The organism is Pantoea sp. SGAir0180, assembly GCF_043546245.1.
Map to the genome: position 1 here is coordinate 3,409,520 of NZ_CP028071.1, position 17,699 is coordinate 3,427,218.

Here is a 17,699-nt window from a genome sequence, read left to right on the forward strand (position 1 = left end):
GCAGATCACAAGGAGTCAACGGTAATGCATATCGATCTGGACCATTTTACGCCGATTCAGAGTCTGGCAGGTGGCCTGCTGATTGGCGCAGCGGCGGGTCTGTTAGTGCTATTTTGTGGCCGCATCGCCGGTATCAGCGGCATTCTGGGCGGCCTGCTGAAACGTCAGTCGGCTGACAAGCCGTGGCGGTTCGCGTTCATTGCGGGCCTGGTGTTGTCACCGCTGGTGTTTCAGTTATTCAGCGCGCTGCCCGCTATCGACATTGACGCCTCATGGGGACGCCTGGTGCTGGCCGGCTTACTGGTGGGCCTGGGCGCGCGCCTGGGCTCGGGCTGTACCAGCGGTCACGGCGTCTGTGGTTTATCGCGACTGTCGCCGCGCTCACTGGTGGCGACACTGGTCTTTATGTTAACCGCCATGCTGACCGTCGGCATGATGGGTCACGGGTAAACATCAGGAGGCACGATGGTCGTTTTATTTTCTCTGCTTAGTGGACTGTTGTTTGGCACGGGCTTGCTCGTCAGCGGCATGGCGAATCCGGCGAAGGTTTTGGGTTTTCTGGACATTACCCGCGCCTGGGATCCCTCTCTGGCGCTGGTGATGGGCGGCGCGATTATCGCCGGGCTGGTAACGTTCTGGCTGGCTTCCCGACGCAAGCGGCCCGTCTTTGAGGAAACGTTTTATCTGCCTGGCAACCGCACACTGGATAAACGGCTCATCAGCGGTGCGGCCCTGTTTGGCATCGGCTGGGGACTGGCGGGCATCTGCCCCGGGCCGGCGCTGGTCCTGCTCGGCGGCGGCGTGCTCAAAGGCATTGTCTTTGTCCTGGCGATGCTGGCAGGCATGCTGCTTTTTGAGTGGCTCGACAGCCGCACGTTATCGCGTGGTCAGTAATCCCAACTGGCCATCATGAAAACGTTCAGATGGCCACATGGCGAAGCACGGCCTGATACCGTCCCCGTTTCGTGAGCCCTGTCCGTAATCTTGCCCTGATGCAGAAACGGAGTGGCAACAGCACGGGATCGGTTACCTGAACCACGCTTGTGGCCTGCCGCTGAACCGGATCACCCCGCCAGCGAGGAGCGGTAGCGCAGCCTGGCGGGCAAAACGATCTGCCGCTCCGCCAGATCCTGCCCCTGAATCATTTGCGTGATGACCGAAAAGCACTCCTGCGCCAGGCGCGGCACATCCTGCTCTACGGTATCGATATGCAGTGACAGCGAGTCATATAAATAGTGATCGTCGAAACTGGCGATATGGATATCACTCTCCAGCAAATGGTGCTGGCTCATGTAGCGCAGAACCCCTTCCAGTAAGCCACAGGCGGCGGTAAACACGGCTTTCGGCGGCCTGCCTAACCGCGCACAGAGCGCGGCAAACATCTCATAGCCGCTGCTGGGGTGGTAGTTGCCCTGGATGATCCATTCCGGTCGCGGCGTGACGCCCGCCCGCGCCAGGCCCTGCATAAAGCCAGCCAGCCGATCTTTCGTCGGTGACAGGCGCGGCTGCCCACCCAGAAAATAAACCTCATCAGGATGCGCGCGCGCCAGACGTTCTACCAGCTCGGCAGTTGGCGTTAGTGAATCCGTTATCACCAGCGGCAAACTGCTGTTATTTACGTGGCGGTCAAACAGCACGACCGGCAGTTGCTCGCTCAGCTTCAGGTAGTCGCTGTCGCTCTGCTGACTGGAGGCGACGATCAAACCATCCACCTGACGCGAGACCAGATTGTTGACCACCAGGGTTTCCTGACTGGCATTTTCATCGGTGCAGGAGATCAGCAGTTGCAGACCCGCTTCACGGCACAGGTTTTCCAGCGCGTGAGAAAACACGGCGAAACCATAGTTGGTGATTTCAGGCACCACCAGCCCCAACGTATGGCTGCGATTTTCACGCAGCAGACGCGCGTGGATGCTGGGCTGATAGTGATGTTGCTGAGCAAGGGCCATGACGCGTTCACGCGTTTCCTGCGCCACGCGCAGTTCTTTACCGCGCCCGTTAAGCACCAGGCTGGCCGTGGCTTTTGACACCCCGGCCAGCGCAGCGATATCACTGATGGTAACGCGCTTTGTTTTTTTCACGACGGTGCTTCGGTTAAGGAAACAAGGGCTTATTCTACCATGCAGGATCGTAACGACCAGTAGCAGGCCGTGACTTCTGCGCTACCGCGCAGGCGTAACTCCGCCGGATGCGTGGGAAAGTAACGGCTACTCATCACGCCTTCTCCGTCATTGATAAAAATCTCTACGCTGGAGTGGTCACACAAAATATGCAGTTTGTGCGCCCGCCCGTTCCAGTGGCGGTAAAGCCATTCGCCGGTTTCCAGACTGCGGCGCGCCAGGCACAATGCATCCGCATGCCAGGTCAGCAGCAGTGAACCGGCGAAATCCAGCGTGATCCCGCCGCCTGATTCCAGCATCAGCTCAAGCCGTTGTGCAGCGAGTAACGGAGCCTGACTGGCGTTGCCGTGATAGCGCTGCGTCTCGCCGCGCAACGCCTGCAGTTCCGCCACCGGTTGCTGGTACAGTTTACCGTCGCGCGCGCTCAGTTCCCGGATACAGGTCATTTGATGAATCCAGCCGAATTTCACGGTAGGCTGATGCATCTCCTCCCCGTCCGGGACGCCCATCCAGCCCACCAGCAGCCGACGGCCATCCTCGGTCAGCGTGGTCTGCGGCGCATAGAATTCAAACCCCGCATCCAGCTCAGTGAACCCCCCGTGCGTATAGCGGGCGTTTTCATAATCCAGCGTGCCGCTGAGACAGGCGCAGGGATGGCTGTTCAGAAAGCGTTTCTCTTCCCGTTCAATGCCCTGAGGACAGCAGATCAAAAACGTCGATTCTCCCAGGGTGAACATGTCCGGGCATTCCCACATATAACCGGCTTCGCCCAGTCCACCCAAACCGCTACCGGCAATTTCGCCGAGGTTTTCCCAGTGGTGCAGATCGCTTCCGCGCAGTAGCAGGACTTTGCCCTTGAGCTGCTTGTCCTGCGCGCCCAGCACCATGTACCAGTGTGCGCCATGACGCCAGACTTTCGGATCACGAACATGGCCGGTGTAGCCCGCCGGCAGGGGAAGCACCGGCCCCAGCTTATCGAATCCCCCGTCAGGGTTCTGCACCGCCAGGCACTGCCAGGCGGTACGGGAGCCGTCGGCAAACTTAACGTTGCCGGTATAACACAGGGTTAAGGTGCCATTATCGTCTACCGCGCTGCCTGAATAGCAGCCGCTCCGGTCGTACTCTTCGTCTGGCAGCAACGCGACAGGTTCATGCGACCAGTGCAGCAAATCCGCAGAGCGCCAGTGGCCCCAGCATTTATGCTTATGCTCACAGCCCAGGGCGTTCCACTGGTAGAACAGGTGATAGTGCCCGTCGAAATGGATAAACCCATTGGGATCGTTAAGCAGCCCGGTGACCGGCGCCAGGTGCCAGCCCGGATAGTGGCTGTCCTCACGTGCTTTAGGCTGGCCTTTCATTACCGCCTTCAGCATGGCGGGCAGCAGAGTGTTGTTAGCCATCATTCAGAGTCCGTTTTGTATTTCAGCAGGAAGGCGATCACAAAGGCGACGCTAAAGGCGATAACCATACCAATAATATAATTCAGCAGCGAACTGGCCTGAACGATCGCCATACCGGGTAAGCCCGTCAGGCCCACCGCCGTCATATACACTTTCATCGACACCACCCAGGCACCGCCGATGGCTCCCCCGATCAGGCCGGCGATGAAGGGCTTCATGAAGCGCAGGTTAATACCAAAGATGGCCGCTTCGGTAATGCCCAGCAAGGCAGAAAACGCAGAGGGCAAAGTAATCGCCTTGATTTTGGCATCCTGCGTTTTAAACCACACGGCCAGACATGCGCCGCCCTGTGCCACGTTAGCCATCGCCCATATCGGCAACAGGAAATTGACGCCGATAGACGGGTTACCCAGCAAGCCAGCTTCAATCGCGTGGAAACTGTGATGCACACCAGTAATCACGATAACGGAATACAGCCCGCCAAACAGCAATCCGGCCAGCCAGCCTGCATGGGCAATCAGGGTGCTGAGCACAAAGGAGATACCATCCCCCAATGCGCGCCCGGCCGGGCCAATGATGAGCAGTGCCACAAAGCCAGAGATGATCACTGTCAGGAAGGGCGTCAGGATCAGATCGAGAGCATCCGGGATGATGCGGCGCAGCTGTTTTTCCAGCAGACTCATAAACCACACGGCCAGCAGGACCGGAAAGACCGTGCCCTGGTAGCCAATCATCGCCACTTCGATACCAAAGAAGTTCATGGTATGGAAACCGGCCGCCACGCCCCAGGCATTAGTCAGCGCAGGATGCGTCAGAATACCGCCCAGCGTAGCGCCTAAGAACGGGTTACCACCAAACTCACGGGCCGCCGTAAAGCCAATCAGAATCGGCAGAATGATAAACGCCGCCGAACTGCACATATCCAGCATGATATACAGGGCGTTTTCCGGGTTAACCCAGCCATAGGTTTTGACCATGCCCAGCAGGCCCATCAGCAGGCCGGAGGCAACGATCGCCGGAATAATCGGGACAAAAATATTCGACAGCAACCGGGCGATACGCTGGAAGGGATTGAGCTTACGGGCCGCAATGTCGGCCGCTTCCGATTTACTGGACTCGCTGATGCCCGCTTCCGCCACAAACGCCGCATAGACTTTGTTGACCACGCCAGTCCCAAAAATGACCTGCAGCTGGCCCGCGTTGCGGAAACAGCCCTTCACACCGTCGATTTTACCGATCGCGGCGGTATCCGCTTTGGCATCCTCGACCAGCACCAGCCGGAGCCGGGTTGCGCAATGGGCTGCGCTGGCAATATTTTCTTTGCCTCCCAGCAGCGGCAGTAATGCGCGGGAGATTTGTACAAAATCCATAAAAAACCTCTGTGTTGTCGTGTAATGTTGTCAACCCGGTTGAAACGGCCCTACAGGGCCGCCCGGTCAGAACCAGGTTTCCATTTGTACGCCGAAGTTCCATTCACCGCCGGCTTCAAAGCCGCTGCTGCCAAACGCATCGCCGCGCGCATAGTTGTCCAGTCGGTGATCCCAGTCCATCCAGGTGGCGAAAAGGCGAATTTCCGGACGTTTCAGGAATTCCCCTACGTTGCTGGCTTTCAACGTAGGCGCAACGGTCAGTTTGTAGAAGTTACCACTTACTGCGCTACGCTGATTGAAGCCTTCCGGACGCAGATCCATATATTGATAGGTGGCTTCGTACTGCATTTCGAAATTCTCCGTCAGCCCCTGAATCAGGCGCATGTTGGCGGTCGCCCACTGATAGCTGTCGCCTTTGACGTAACGATCTTTACTGCTCTGCGCCAGTACCGCCGGAGCGATATGCCAGCCGCCGCCCAGTGGGGTGATCCCGTAGCTGGCCAGACGCCAGGTATCCGCATCCGGCAGCAATGCGCCGTCGGACCCAATGGCTTTGACCTCTGCACCTAAGCCGTGACCATACAAGAGCGCGGTTTTCGCCGTTCCTTCACGCAGACCATAAAAGCTGTCGTTGTGCAGCCCCACCAGGGCATGCAGACCGGTATTCGCAGCATCGCCTTTCACTTTCAGGCCATTCACGTCCAGCCGATCGTCATTGTCTTTGGCGCGCATACCGCTGAGCATCAGCTGGAACGGGCCGTAATAGTTGTTGGCTGTCAGAATGTAGTTCTGTGCGGTGTTATCGTTGTTTTCGATATCACCAAAGGTGCGCCCGTAGAGCGACAGGTTGCTGTGAGCCTGATCGCTCCACTTCATGTCGTAAATACCGGCACCGGTCCCGGCGAGGAACACGACGTCGGAGTCGATCCAGTGAATATCGAAATTGTCGCGGTCAAAGCGTTTCCCCGCCCAGACGGTGGTGTCTTTGAACGCGCCCGTAAAGGTGGGCAGTTGACCGAGTTCCACAAACGCCTGCCGCAGGTTGAGATCGCTACTGGCGGCCGTCCAGTCGTTATAGGTCCGCTGACCGTCGGCCAGCATGGCTTTAAAGCGGGTGGTCGCCCCGTTTTCCAGCGTTTGCTTATGTTCCAGATTCAGTTCGACATAGGTATCCGGTTCGTTGCCTAAGCGCCCGACATGCCCACCGGTTTCCCCTGCCGGCGTCACGGTCGGGCCGCCCTGCGTTTTGGCCGCCGAGCTGTTCATTAATAAGCCAGAACGCGCATAGCCGTGAAATTCAAAGCCCCCGCCATCACTCGCCTTCTGTTCCAGTTTCGCCGTGCGCTGTTCCACCTGGGTGGCAGTGGCCTGGGTTTGCTGTTGTGCGCTGGCAAGCTGCTGGGCCTGTTTTTCCGCTGAAGCGGCCTGTTTTTCTGCGGCGTTTGCGCGACGTTCGGCGGCGTCAGCACGCTGCTCAGCCGCCTGCAGGCGCTTTTCCAGCGCAGCCAGCCGGGCTTCGATACTGCTCATGCTCGGTTCCGCAGCCAGAGCCGGGCCTGCGCAGAGCAACAATCCAACGGTTGCAGCAAGTCTCTTTTTTCTCATCGTTTTGCCATTCCAGAAAGGTCCAGGTCGTGGTGTTGTCATTTTGCTAAACCGGTTTAGGTTTTGGATAATATTGATCGCCGGATTTCCAGGCAAAGCAATTTGCTAAACCGTTTTTATGATTGTGAGTCAGTTCGCAAAACGACACGATGTGGTGGGAAAGGAAGCGGCAAAAAGCGGGGAGCGCGGACAAAGCAATGGGCAGTCTCCTGCCCAGTGTTAAGGGGATAATTGTGCGTCAGACAGGCTGCCGACGTAACGCTGTCAGCGGCCCTGGCCCGCTGAGCGTGAAGACGGAAAGCAGCGTGAAGGCCAGTGCAATACAGCCCAGCACCAGATACGCGCCCTGGAAGCCAATGCTTTCGTACATATTGCCCGCCAGTACCGACATAAAAATCATCGCTAACTGCTTAAAGAAGCAGAAGCACACCAGATAAATCGTGGCGGAGAAGCGCACCTCAAACTGGCTGGTGATGTATTTAAAACAGCCGACGATCAGGAAAGGGATCTCAAACATATGTAATGTTTTCAGGATCACCACCTCCACCGCCGTGGTGGCAAAAGAGGAGCCCATAATGCGCACAGACATGATCATGCCCGCCAGCAACAAGGCATTTTTGCCGCCGATACGGTTAACGATGAGCGGCGCAAAAAACATGATGCAGGCGTTCAGCAATTCGCCCAGCGTGGTGACGTAACCAAAGACGCGCGTGCCCTGCTCACCCGACGTAAAAAACGAGGTAAAGAAGTTGGCAAACTGCTGATCAAATACATCGTACGTACAGGAAACGCCCACAACATATAGCGACAAAAACCACAGTTTGGGTTGCTTAAACAGCTCCAGTGCCAGCTTCAGACTGAATGCGGACTGGTTCGCCCCCACGGCCTGCGCCACCGTGGCAGATGAGGAATTGCTGGTGCGTGAAAAGAACAGCAGCAGCGCCAGGATCACGGCACAGCCAGAGCCTAACCAGAAAACAAACTGGTTATTAATGGTGAACATGATGCCGACGATAGAGGCGCACAGTGCCCAGCCAACGCAGCCAAACATACGGGCCCGGCCAAATTCAAAATGGCTGCGGCGACTGACTTTCTCAATATAAGCTTCAATTGCAGGTGCCCCCGCATTGTAGATAAAGCCCAGATAAATACCGCCCACAACCGAACCCGCCAGAATATTCACCTGCAGGAGCGGGCCAAATACATAAATAAAGAAAGGGGCGAACATCACCAGCATGCCGGTGATCACCCATAACAGGTGTTTGCGCAGCCCGAGTTTGTCGGACAGCAGCCCAAACAGCGGCTGGAACAGTAAAGAAAACAACGAAATACTGGCGAAGATAATGCCGGTGTCCCCTTTGCTGATGTGATTAATATCATGCAGCCAGATGGGGAAGAACGGGAAATAGGCACCCATGATGAAAAAGTAAAAGAAGAAGAAAAGGCCAAACAACCAAAAGTTAGTATTTTTTAAATAGTACATAGCGGACTTCCTTATGCGAGAGTCAGGCAGGCCGGAGCCTGCCCGCTAAGTTACTTTTGTTGCCCCCAGGTAAACTGGTAGCCATAGCGTCCGGCACTAAGCAGGAATTCAGGGGACACCGACGGACTCCAGGAGTCATCGCCGCCGACGCCCATATGGAAGCCATCAATGTTGAGCCAGGTGCCTGCTTCAGGCTGCAAAAGGTGGCGATGGCGGGTATCCATCAGCTGTTTCTGGCTGTAGCGGCTGATGTTGAACTGAAAATCACCGCGCCACTGATGGACACCGTACCGCAGTTCACGCGTGCCACAGCGCAGGCCGTTCTCGGTGGGGAAGACATACGGCGTGTACATGTCGTCCAGCGATAAATCCCAGCGATCAAAACAGGCCGCGGTCAGGCGATCCGGGTAGTTTTCATGGGGACCCAGACCTAACCAGTTCACCCGATCAGCCACCTCCGCTAACTGGCAACACATCCCGATGCGGGCCGGATACGGCGTATCGCGGGCGACCTCGACATTGACCGTCACCTGCATCTCACCAAAGCCATCGATACGGTATGTTTTGCGGCTGACAAACAGGGTCTTGCCCTGGAACTGCCAGGCATGCGCGGTGGTAATCAGTACGGCATCGGTGAGCGTTTCCGCGCTGCACTGCAGGGTGATAACGTCCGCCTGGTAATGCCCCGCCGCTTTCCAGCGCTCAACCCAGGCGTTGGGATCGATACGGGTGGCCTCGCTGACACCGATATCGTTATCCAGTGGCGCGCGGGTGAACTGGTCCGTCAGCGGCGACAGTAACTGTGCTTTTTCATCAATCCAGTACTGCGTCAGGACGCCCTGCTCCCGACTGAACGCCCAGCGCTGGTTATTCACCACCACGCTAAAGCGGTCTTCGCTGCGCTCAAGCACGGGGGCGCTGGCGGCCACAGACGCAGGCGCGATATCAAGAATCGTCTCCAGCGGCCACTGCTGCCAGGCACTGATGTGTCCGGCTTCGGACCAGGCGGTAGGTTGCGGCTGCTCTACGCGCACCGTTAACCACAGTTGCCCTGCGGATTCTGGCAGTGGCATGGCGGGCAGGGTGATGCGCTGACGGCCCTGCGGTGCGATGTCGAGCGTGACCTCACCTGTCGCCAGCAGATTCCCGTCCTGGGCCACGGACCAGTGCAGAATTTCATTGTCACTATGGCGGAACAGGTATTCGCTGGTGACCTCCAGCGTGCGCTCACTGCCGGGCAGCAGGCTGAACTGGAAGAACTGCTGTGCGTGGCGCGCTTCATACAGCGACGGATGCGGCGTCCGGTCGGCAAAAACCAGCCCGTTCATGCAGAACTGACGGTCGTTGGGCGTATCGCCAAAGTCACCGCCATAAGCGGACCAGGCTTCGCCGTTCTCATCGTACCGAATTAAAGACTGATCGACCCAGTCCCAGACAAAACCGCCCTGCAGGCGGGGATACTGACGGAAGGCCTGCCAGTACTTCGCATAGCCGCCCAGGCTGTTGCCCATCGCATGGGCGTATTCACACAGAATCAGCGGCCGCTGCTCGCCCGGCATCGACAGCCATTTCTTAATCGACCATTTTGGCACCGCCGGGAACGGCTGGTCCTGATCGACGCGCGCATACATCGGGCAAATGATGTCAGTGGCCGCCGTGTTGGCGCCGCCGCCTTCATACTGCACCGGACGGGACGGATCTTCGCTTTTCAGCCAGCGGTAGAGCGCATCATGGTTGGCACCATGGCCTGATTCATTGCCCAGAGACCAGATAATAATGCAGGGGTGATTGCGGTCACGCTGCACCATGCGCGTAACGCGCTGGCTCATCGCGGGCAGCCAGGCCGGATCGTCACTCAGGCGATTCATTGGCACCATGCCGTGGGTTTCGATATTGGCTTCATCCACCACATACAGCCCGTAATAATCACACAGGCTGTACCACAGAGGATGATTGGGATAATGGGAGCAGCGCACGGCGTTAAAGTTATTCTGCTTCATCAGCAGAATGTCCTGCACCATCGTGTCGCGATCCATCACCTGGCCGTGGACAGGATGGTGCTCATGACGGTTGGTGCCGCGGATAAGCAGTGGCTGGCCATTGAGTAACAACAGGCCGTTCTCAATACTGACGTGACGGAATCCCACATCGCAGGCTTCCGCTTCAATCAGCGTGCCGTCCACCCGGTGCAACTGCACCACCGCCCGATAGAGATGCGGCGTTTCCGCGCTCCAGAGCGCAGGATTGTTCACGCGGAGGGACAGCGTTGTCCGATCGTTCCAGGCGCCGCGCTCGTCAACGATCGCACTGCCCAGTGGCGATGTCGCGTCCCCCACCAATTCAGTGCCTGCAAAGAGCTGTATGCTCACCTGTAAGTCGTCATCCAGCGTGCCGGCGACGCGCACCTCGGCGTCCAGCCGGGCACGGCTGAAATCGTCATTGAAATGTGTGCGGATACGCAGATCGCGGATATGGGTGGCCGGTTTGTGCAGCAGGGTGACATCGCGGAAAATGCCGCTCATGCGCCACATGTCCTGATCTTCCAGGTAGCTGCCATCGCTCCAGCGTAACACCATGACGGCAAGACGGTTTTCACCCCTGACCAGGTACTCCGTCAGATCATATTCCGAGGGCAGACGACTGTCCTGACCATAGCCAACCCAGCGGCCGTTGCACCACACATTAAACGCTGAATTCACACCGTCGAATACCACTCGGGTTTGTCCTGACACCAGCCACTCGGCATCCACATTAAATGTGAGCGAATAACATCCTGTGGGGTTTTCAGCGGGAACGAAGGGGGGATTTACCGGGATGGGATAGGTGACATTGGTATAGATGGGAACATCATAACCCTGCATCTGCCATACCGACGGCACGGCTATCGGCGCGGCTTCGGCCAGATCCTGCGTCCGCCAGCTCTCCGGTACGGCCTCGGGCGCGGTGAAATAAGCAAATTGCCACTCGCCATTCAGACACTGGACGTGCGCTGACTGATGCTTCTCACGAGCTGCTTCTGCACTGCGCCAGCTGCAAAAAGGGGGATGGGCTTCCAGCCGGTTACGTTCGCTGATGCCAGGGTTTTCCCAGTCGCGCCGGGCCAGTACGGCAGCCAGTGAATCTCTCTCCAGGGCCATGTTACTCTCCTGCGTAAAATTGTTATCCGCTCACATAAAAATGACATTACGAGCCAGGTCAGCGCTTGTAAAGCAGGGAAAGGCGAATGAGTGAACTGCCTCACAGCAAAGCGCATTCGGGCATAACGTAGCGTCGGGGGCCTGGCGAAGCAGGACAAAGCGGGCGCGGTCAGGCAACGTCGAAGCCGTCACAGGTCAGTGAAATCAGCCGGAAACCTGATAAGGCCAGCACAACGCGGTGAAATGATACGTCAGGAGAAGGGGGGGCAGGTTCGGGTGCGTAATCCGTCGTGGTCGCCAGGGTGACGGAACGCGCGCATCTGGGCGTTCCGCCAACGGTCACCTGCCCCGTATGGGTTCTGCTGCCCGCCGGGCGGGCCTGCGCGCGGCGACAGTGGGCATTAGCCCGCAATCTGATGACGATAGGGCAGCGCCGTCATCGCGCCTTTGGCGGTCGTCGCCAGTGCGCCACATTGCTGAGCGCTGGTTAAGCATGCCGCCAGCTCCGTTTCATTGGTGGGCAGGCCTTTTTCTGCCAGTCCCCACAATAACCCCGCGACAAAAGCGTCACCGGCACCGGTGGTGTCCACGCTCACCACGGGCAACGTGGGATAGTGATAATGCTGACCCTGGTGCCAGACTTTTACGCCGGCTTTGCCCTGGGTGACCATCAGCAGACTGATCGCATAGCGTTCTGCCAGCATCTGCAGGCTGTCACCGCCCTGCGTCTCTTCGGTCAGAAAGGCCAGCTCTTCCTCCGACAGCTTGACCACATCTGCCCGTTGCAGCGCGCGGTTCACACAGTCACGTAACTGCGCGTCATCGCGCCACAGGTCGTGACGAATGTTGGGATCAAAGCTGACATATCCCCCGGCTTCGCTTATCCGCTGCATCGCCGTAAAGGTCGTGGAACGGGACGGTTCGGCGGCCAGCGCAATGGAACAGCAGTGAAGCCACTCGCCCGGCTGAAACGGCGGCAGATCGCCTTGTTCAAGAAACAGGTCTGCGCTGGGCCGGACCATGAAGGTAAAAGAGCGTTCGCCCTCATGGTCGAGCGCGACCACGACCGTTGACGTGCGATGCGCGCTGTCCAGCGTCATATACGCCGTCTCAACCTGCTCACTGGCCAGCGTTTGCTGCATAAAATGGCCAAAGGGATCGTCCCCGACCCGGCCGATAAATCCGCTCTTGCCCTGCAAGCGGGCAATGCCGACGGCCACATTGGCGGGCGCGCCGCCTGCACACTGAATTAAATGCCCCGGTCCGTCCGGAAGCAGGTCCACCACGGCGTCACCCAGACACCAGACTCGCGCTGTCATCGTTATCTCCTGCTCAGCTATAGCTAAATTTTACTAAACCGTTTTAGCATAGCAATGCTCAGCCGTCATCAATGTGATTTAGGCAGAGAAAACAGACACAGGGCTGACGGTCAATTGCCTTAAGCATTGTAGTAAAGCGATACAAAGTCACCGCCACCAGGGTTAAACCGGCGTGCTGGCAACTGCTACACTCGTGACACTCCAAACACAAAAAGGCGAACCTCATCATGTCTGAACAACACTATCAGCCCGCTAAAGTCTGGAAGTGGGACCCGGAAGCCAAAGGTAACGGCGCCAAAACAAATCGCCCAACCGCAGGCCCAACGCATGAAAAAGCCCTGCCGGTCGGTAAACATCCTTTGCAGCTTTACTCCCTTGGTACGCCAAACGGCCAGAAAGTCACCATTCTGCTGGAGGAGCTGCTGGCGCTGAACGTAAATGATGCGGAGTACGATGCCTGGCTGATTAACATTGGCGAAGGCGACCAGTTCACCAGCGGCTTTGTTGATATCAACCCGAATTCCAAAATCCCGGCCCTGAGTGACCACTCTGCCACGCCACCGATTCGGGTGTTTGAATCCGGTAATATCCTGCTCTATCTGGCAGAGAAATACGGTTATTTTCTGCCAAAAGACATTGCGAAGCGCACCGAGACGCTGAACTGGCTGTTCTGGCTGCAAGGCTCTGCCCCTTATCTGGGCGGCGGTTTTGGTCACTTCTATCACTACGCGCCAGAGAAAATTGAGTACGCCATTAACCGCTTCTCACTGGAAGCCAAACGTCAGTTTGACGTTCTGGATCGTCAGCTGGCCAATAACCGCTATCTGGCCGGTGATGACTACACCATTGCTGATATCGCCACCTGGCCATGGTACGGCAGCATGGTGCTGTACAACCAGTACAACGCGGCCGAATTCCTGGATCTTCAGTCCTATAAAAATGTGGTGCGCTGGGCCAAAGAGATCGCCCAACGTCCGGCTGTAATGCGTGGTCGCAAAGTTAACCGCGTGATGGGCGATCCCGCCGACCAGTTGCGTGAACGCCATGATGCATCGGACTTTGATACCCAAACCCAAGACAAGCAGGCCTGAGGAGAAAGACAGTGAGTGCATATGTCGTATTTATTCGTGATAACACCCTGAATCAGGATGAAATGGCTGCCTACGCGGAAAAAGCGGGCAAAGCACGGGGTGACCATCCCATCAAACCGCTGGCGTTCTATGGCGAACTGGAAACGCTGGAAGGGCCTGAAGCCGAGGGCGTTGTGATTATTGAGTTCCCGACGACTGAGGCGGCGCATGCCTGGTATGACAGTCCGGAATACCAGGCGGCGAAACAGCATCGCCTGAAAGGCGCCAACTACCGTGTACTGTTAGTGAAAGGCGTGGACAGCTAACGGCCTGGGGCCGCTGTCGTCCTGCGGATCACGACGTCATCCTGACGGACCCGCAGGCCGGCGGCTGCCCACTTAGCCAGCCAACGTAACTCCTGCCCTTGTGAACCTCATCCCGGGGTGGCTCTCCTGTCTTTGATCAGCTAAAACGAAACAGCGAAATCGCCTGCTGCAACGCGCCTGCCTGCTGCCGTTGCTGCTGCGCAACCTGAAGCGTTTCGGTCACATGTTTGACGTTATGCTGCACGCTGTGATCGATACTGCTAATACTTTGCTGAATCTGCGCAATGCTCTGATTCTGCTGGACGCTCATCTCAGAGAGTTCACTCACCAGCTGTGACAGGCTGTCGATACTCACGTGAATGGCCTGCATGGTTTGCGCGGCCTGGTCAACCTGAACGGTGCCCTGACCGGCGCTGGAGCTGGAGGCATCCATCAGTTGCCGGATTTCCCGTGCCGCATTCTCACAGCGTAACGCCAGGGTACGCACCTCACTGGCAACGACTGCGAATCCGCGCCCTTCCTGACCGGCTCGTGCGGCTTCCACCGAGGCGTTCAGCGACAGGATGTTGGTCTGGAAGGCAATGCCGTCAATCAGTTCAAGAATGGTTTTTACCCGCCCCGACTCGACATTAATCTGGGCCATTGAGTGCATGGCCTGCTGAATATTCTCCTGGCCTTTACTGGCGACCTGGCGGGTTTCCCGGGCCAGATCGCAGGCCGTTTGCGCTTTGTCCCGCGCCAGACTTGCCGCCACGCTGATTTGTGACATTGCACTGGTCGCAACATCCAGCGCCTGCGCCTGCTCGTCAGTGCGCTGTGACAGCGCGGCATTACGAGACAGCATGCTGTCTGATTCCTGCAGCAGTTCCGCAACGCCGTGGCTGACCTGATTTAACGTACCGCGCATCGTCCCCAGCGTCTGACTAAAGGTGCGGGCAAAGGGCGTTTCGCTCTGCTGACTGTCCGCAAACAGCGTCAGGCAACCAGGCTCGCGGTTAATGCGGGCAGCCAGTTGCGCCACTTCGCTGGAGGCGCGCAAATCCGCAGCCATCTGCCGGGCAATAAGCACCAGCATCGCGGTTTGCGCCACCACAAACAGTGAATGAAACAGCACCATCTCCAGACCAGGATGGTGAAAGACCACGATGCCAAACCGATCGTGCTCCTGCAGATAGTTAAATACCAGGTGATGCACCGCGCCTGTCGCGGCTGCCATCAGAAGCGGTCGGCTGTCGCGGTAAACCAGCAAGACCGACAGTAAAACAAACACCGAAAAGTGAAACTCGGTTTCGCCCCGGCCCAACTGAATCAGCAGCCCCGCAAACCCAATCAGCGTGAAGGCCAGCCAGAGTCGGGAAAACAGCGTTCCGTTTGCCAGCCATCCCACCAGCGTGGCGACCAGCGCCAGCGCGGTACCCACGGTTATGGCCAGCCACGTTGACTGATACAGACTGCCGACGATAGCGGAAATCACTACCAGGGCCCAGCACAGCATAACAATCAGCCTGTCGGCCTGCTTCGCAATACGCTGAGGGGAAACCCCCTCCCCGACGCGGGTTAAATCTGTATTCATAGGTACGCATCCACCAGAGGTTGCACCGCGCCTCAGACCTGAGGCGTGCCCAGAGTTGGTCGGCGCAACGGGCGCAGACACATAAGATTGGTATCGACGCGTACCGTAAATACTTTATGGCGGGTAATGCATAACTGAGGGCGATTTTTCAAAACCTCACAGATTCGTTAACGATGCATCCATCTGCAAATTTTCCTGCAGAAAAGTCACAAACGCCGAGATGCGTGCTGGCGGCTGCCGCTGCGCCTGCCAGACGGCAAAAATATCGCCATCGGGCGCATGCCAGGCAGGCAGAACATGCAGCAATTCCCCCGCCGCAATGCTGTGTTTTGCGTCCCACCATGAGCGCAGCAAAATACCATGACCATCCAGCGCCATGCGCATCGCCACTTCCCCGTCGTTGGTCACCAGATTACCGCGCACCTTCTGGCTCAGGCTCTCAGCGCCGCTGACTAAGCGCCACAGAGCGAAATCGCTGTCATGTTGCCTGAGTAAAATGCAGTTATGCTGCGCCAGCGCACGGATACTGTCTGGCAGGCCGTGCTTCGCCGCATAGCCTGGCGAGCAGCACAGCACGCGCGGATTCTGGACCAGCTTACGGGCGATCAGCCGCGAATCCGGCGGCTCGCCTACGCGAATATCAATATCCACATGCGCATCAAGAAAATTCAGCGGCTGGCTGCTGAGCTGCAGGGAGAGGGCCAGATGAGGGTGGAGGGCGGCAAAAGCTGACACGCAGGGGGCAATATGGCGACGACCAAAGCCGAAGGAGGCGTTGATGTTCAGCGTGCCGCGTAACTGCGTCGTTTCACCACTGACCGCCTCTTCCAGTGCCGCCAGTTGCTCCAGCAGCGGACGGGCACCGTCCAGATAGCGCCGCCCTTCCGGCGTCAGCTCCAGCCTGCGCGTGGTGCGGCGCAGTAACTGTACGCCCAGCCGCTGCTCCAGCTGGCTTAATCGTTTGCTGACGGCCGCCAGCGATAATCCCAGCTCGCGCGCCGCCGCCGTTAAGCTGTCCAGAGAAGCGACGCGCAGAAAGAACACTAAGTCATCACTGGATGTGCGTGATTCTCTACTTTGATTCAACATGGGATTAACTTCCAGGCTAATTATTTACCTCAGGTGGAGAGTTATACTGCGCCGATGCCCGATCATTAATCAAGCTGCATATCGACAGCCTTCACCCACTGACGGGCCCCTACAACATCAACCTCAGAGGTACCCTGTGACAGAGAAAATTCATCGTATCGCCGTGATTCCCGGCGACGGCATTGGTAAGGAAGTAATGCCAGAAGGTATTCGCGTGATGAATGCCGCAGCAGAAAAATTTAATATTCCGCTGCAGTGGACGTGGTTCGATTATGCCAGCGCGGAATACTGGCAACAGCATGGCAAAATGCTGCCTGATGACTGGTTTGCTGAGCTGAAAACCTTTGATGCGATCTATTTTGGCGCGGTCGGCTGGCCCGATATCGTGCCGGATCACGTTTCTCTGTGGGGGTCGTTACTGCAGTTCCGTCGTGAGTTCGATCAGTACGTTAACCTGCGTCCGGTCCGCCTGATGCCCGGCGTGAAAGCGCCGTTAGCCAACCGGCATCCCGGTGATATCGACTTTTACGTCGTGCGCGAAAACACGGAAGGTGAGTACTCCAGCGTCGGCGGCACGATGTTCCCCGGCACAGAACGAGAAGTGGTCATTCAGGAAACCGTGATGACCCGGGTGGGCGTTGACCGCATCCTGAAGTTTGCCTTTGACCTGGCGCAGCGTCGGCCTAAAAAACACCTGACCTCTGCCACCAAATCAAACGGCATCGCCATCACCATGCCTTACTGGGACAACCGCGTTCAGGCAATGCAGGCGCATTATCCTGACGTTAAGGTCGACAAGTATCATATTGATATTCTGACCGCGAATTTTGTTCTGCATCCCGACTGGTTTGATGTCGTGGTGGCCAGCAATCTGTTCGGCGATATTTTGTCAGATCTGGGCCCTGCCTGTACCGGCACCATCGGCATCGCGCCGTCCGCCAATATTAACCCGGAAGGCAACTTCCCCAGCCTGTTTGAACCAGTACACGGTTCCGCGCCCGATATCGCCGGTAAAAACATCGCGAACCCGATTGGTCAGATTTGGTGTGGTGCGATGATGCTGGAGCATCTGGGCTACAAGGCGGCAGGAGATGCCGTGCTGGATGCCATCGAACGCACGCTGGCCGCAGGCGAGCACTTAACCCGCGACCTGGGCGGCAGCGCCAATACACAGCAACTGGGCGACGCTATCGCAGCGGCGCTGTAA

At 57.5% G+C, this 17,699-nt stretch carries 14 protein-coding genes; 5 read left to right on the plus strand and 9 right to left on the minus strand.

Annotated elements, in window-relative coordinates:
• Window positions 1-24 precede the first annotated feature (24 nt).
• Window positions 25-450, plus strand: coding sequence for a YeeE/YedE family protein (locus C1N58_RS16070; protein ID WP_033739072.1), 426 nt, complete (start codon window positions 25-27; stop codon window positions 448-450).
• 15 nt (window positions 451-465) lie between these two features.
• Window positions 466-894 (plus strand): DUF6691 family protein, encoded by a 429-nt coding sequence (locus tag C1N58_RS16075; protein WP_033739071.1) that lies wholly within the window; start codon window positions 466-468, stop codon window positions 892-894.
• Between the two features lie 170 nt (window positions 895-1,064).
• On the opposite strand, the gene C1N58_RS16080 is transcribed toward C1N58_RS16075, so the two are convergent.
• From C1N58_RS16080 to C1N58_RS16110, 7 genes are all read right to left on the minus strand, one after another.
• Window positions 1,065-2,081, minus strand: a complete 1,017-nt coding sequence (locus tag C1N58_RS16080; protein ID WP_033739070.1) for a substrate-binding domain-containing protein — start codon at window positions 2,079-2,081, stop codon at window positions 1,065-1,067.
• 29 nt (window positions 2,082-2,110) lie between these two features.
• The gene (locus tag C1N58_RS16085) at window positions 2,111-3,520 is read right to left on the minus strand and encodes a sucrose-6-phosphate hydrolase (RefSeq protein WP_185200091.1); all 1,410 of its coding nucleotides are present in this window, start codon (window positions 3,518-3,520) and stop codon (window positions 2,111-2,113) included.
• Window positions 3,520-4,890, minus strand: coding sequence for a sucrose-specific PTS transporter subunit IIBC (locus C1N58_RS16090; protein ID WP_033739068.1), 1,371 nt, complete (start codon window positions 4,888-4,890; stop codon window positions 3,520-3,522). The genes C1N58_RS16085 and C1N58_RS16090 overlap by 1 nt, the downstream gene beginning before the upstream one ends.
• Window positions 4,891-4,956: 66 nt before the next feature.
• On the minus strand, window positions 4,957-6,495 hold the full coding sequence (locus C1N58_RS16095; RefSeq protein WP_394564334.1) for a carbohydrate porin: 1,539 nt from the start codon (window positions 6,493-6,495) through the stop codon (window positions 4,957-4,959).
• A 238-nt stretch (window positions 6,496-6,733) separates the two neighbouring features.
• A complete protein-coding gene (locus C1N58_RS16100; protein ID WP_054688393.1) occupies window positions 6,734-7,978 on the minus strand; it encodes an MFS transporter in 1,245 nt (414 codons plus the stop codon).
• A 50-nt stretch (window positions 7,979-8,028) separates the two neighbouring features.
• Entirely contained in the window at window positions 8,029-11,115 is a 3,087-nt protein-coding gene (locus C1N58_RS16105) for a beta-galactosidase (RefSeq protein ID WP_394550085.1), read from the minus strand.
• 401 nt (window positions 11,116-11,516) lie between these two features.
• On the minus strand, window positions 11,517-12,434 hold the full coding sequence (locus tag C1N58_RS16110) for an aminoimidazole riboside kinase (RefSeq protein WP_033739058.1): 918 nt from the start codon (window positions 12,432-12,434) through the stop codon (window positions 11,517-11,519).
• Between the two features lie 227 nt (window positions 12,435-12,661).
• On the opposite strand from C1N58_RS16110, the gene yghU reads away from it, so the two are divergent.
• Entirely contained in the window at window positions 12,662-13,525 is an 864-nt protein-coding gene (yghU, locus tag C1N58_RS16115) for a glutathione-dependent disulfide-bond oxidoreductase (RefSeq protein ID WP_006121666.1), read from the plus strand.
• Between the two features lie 11 nt (window positions 13,526-13,536).
• A complete protein-coding gene (locus C1N58_RS16120; RefSeq protein WP_006121667.1) occupies window positions 13,537-13,830 on the plus strand; it encodes a DUF1330 domain-containing protein in 294 nt (97 codons plus the stop codon).
• 136 nt (window positions 13,831-13,966) lie between these two features.
• Here the strand turns inward: C1N58_RS16120 and C1N58_RS16125 are convergent, their stop codons facing one another.
• The gene (locus C1N58_RS16125) at window positions 13,967-15,403 is read right to left on the minus strand and encodes a methyl-accepting chemotaxis protein (RefSeq protein ID WP_033739053.1); all 1,437 of its coding nucleotides are present in this window, start codon (window positions 15,401-15,403) and stop codon (window positions 13,967-13,969) included.
• A gap of 156 nt (window positions 15,404-15,559) precedes the next feature.
• Window positions 15,560-16,492 (minus strand): LysR family transcriptional regulator, encoded by a 933-nt coding sequence (locus C1N58_RS16130; RefSeq protein ID WP_039339035.1) that lies wholly within the window; start codon window positions 16,490-16,492, stop codon window positions 15,560-15,562.
• Between the two features lie 136 nt (window positions 16,493-16,628).
• Between C1N58_RS16130 and C1N58_RS16135 the strand changes: the two genes are divergently transcribed.
• Complete coding sequence (locus C1N58_RS16135) at window positions 16,629-17,699, plus strand: tartrate dehydrogenase (protein WP_033739048.1); 1,071 nt, start codon at window positions 16,629-16,631, stop codon at window positions 17,697-17,699.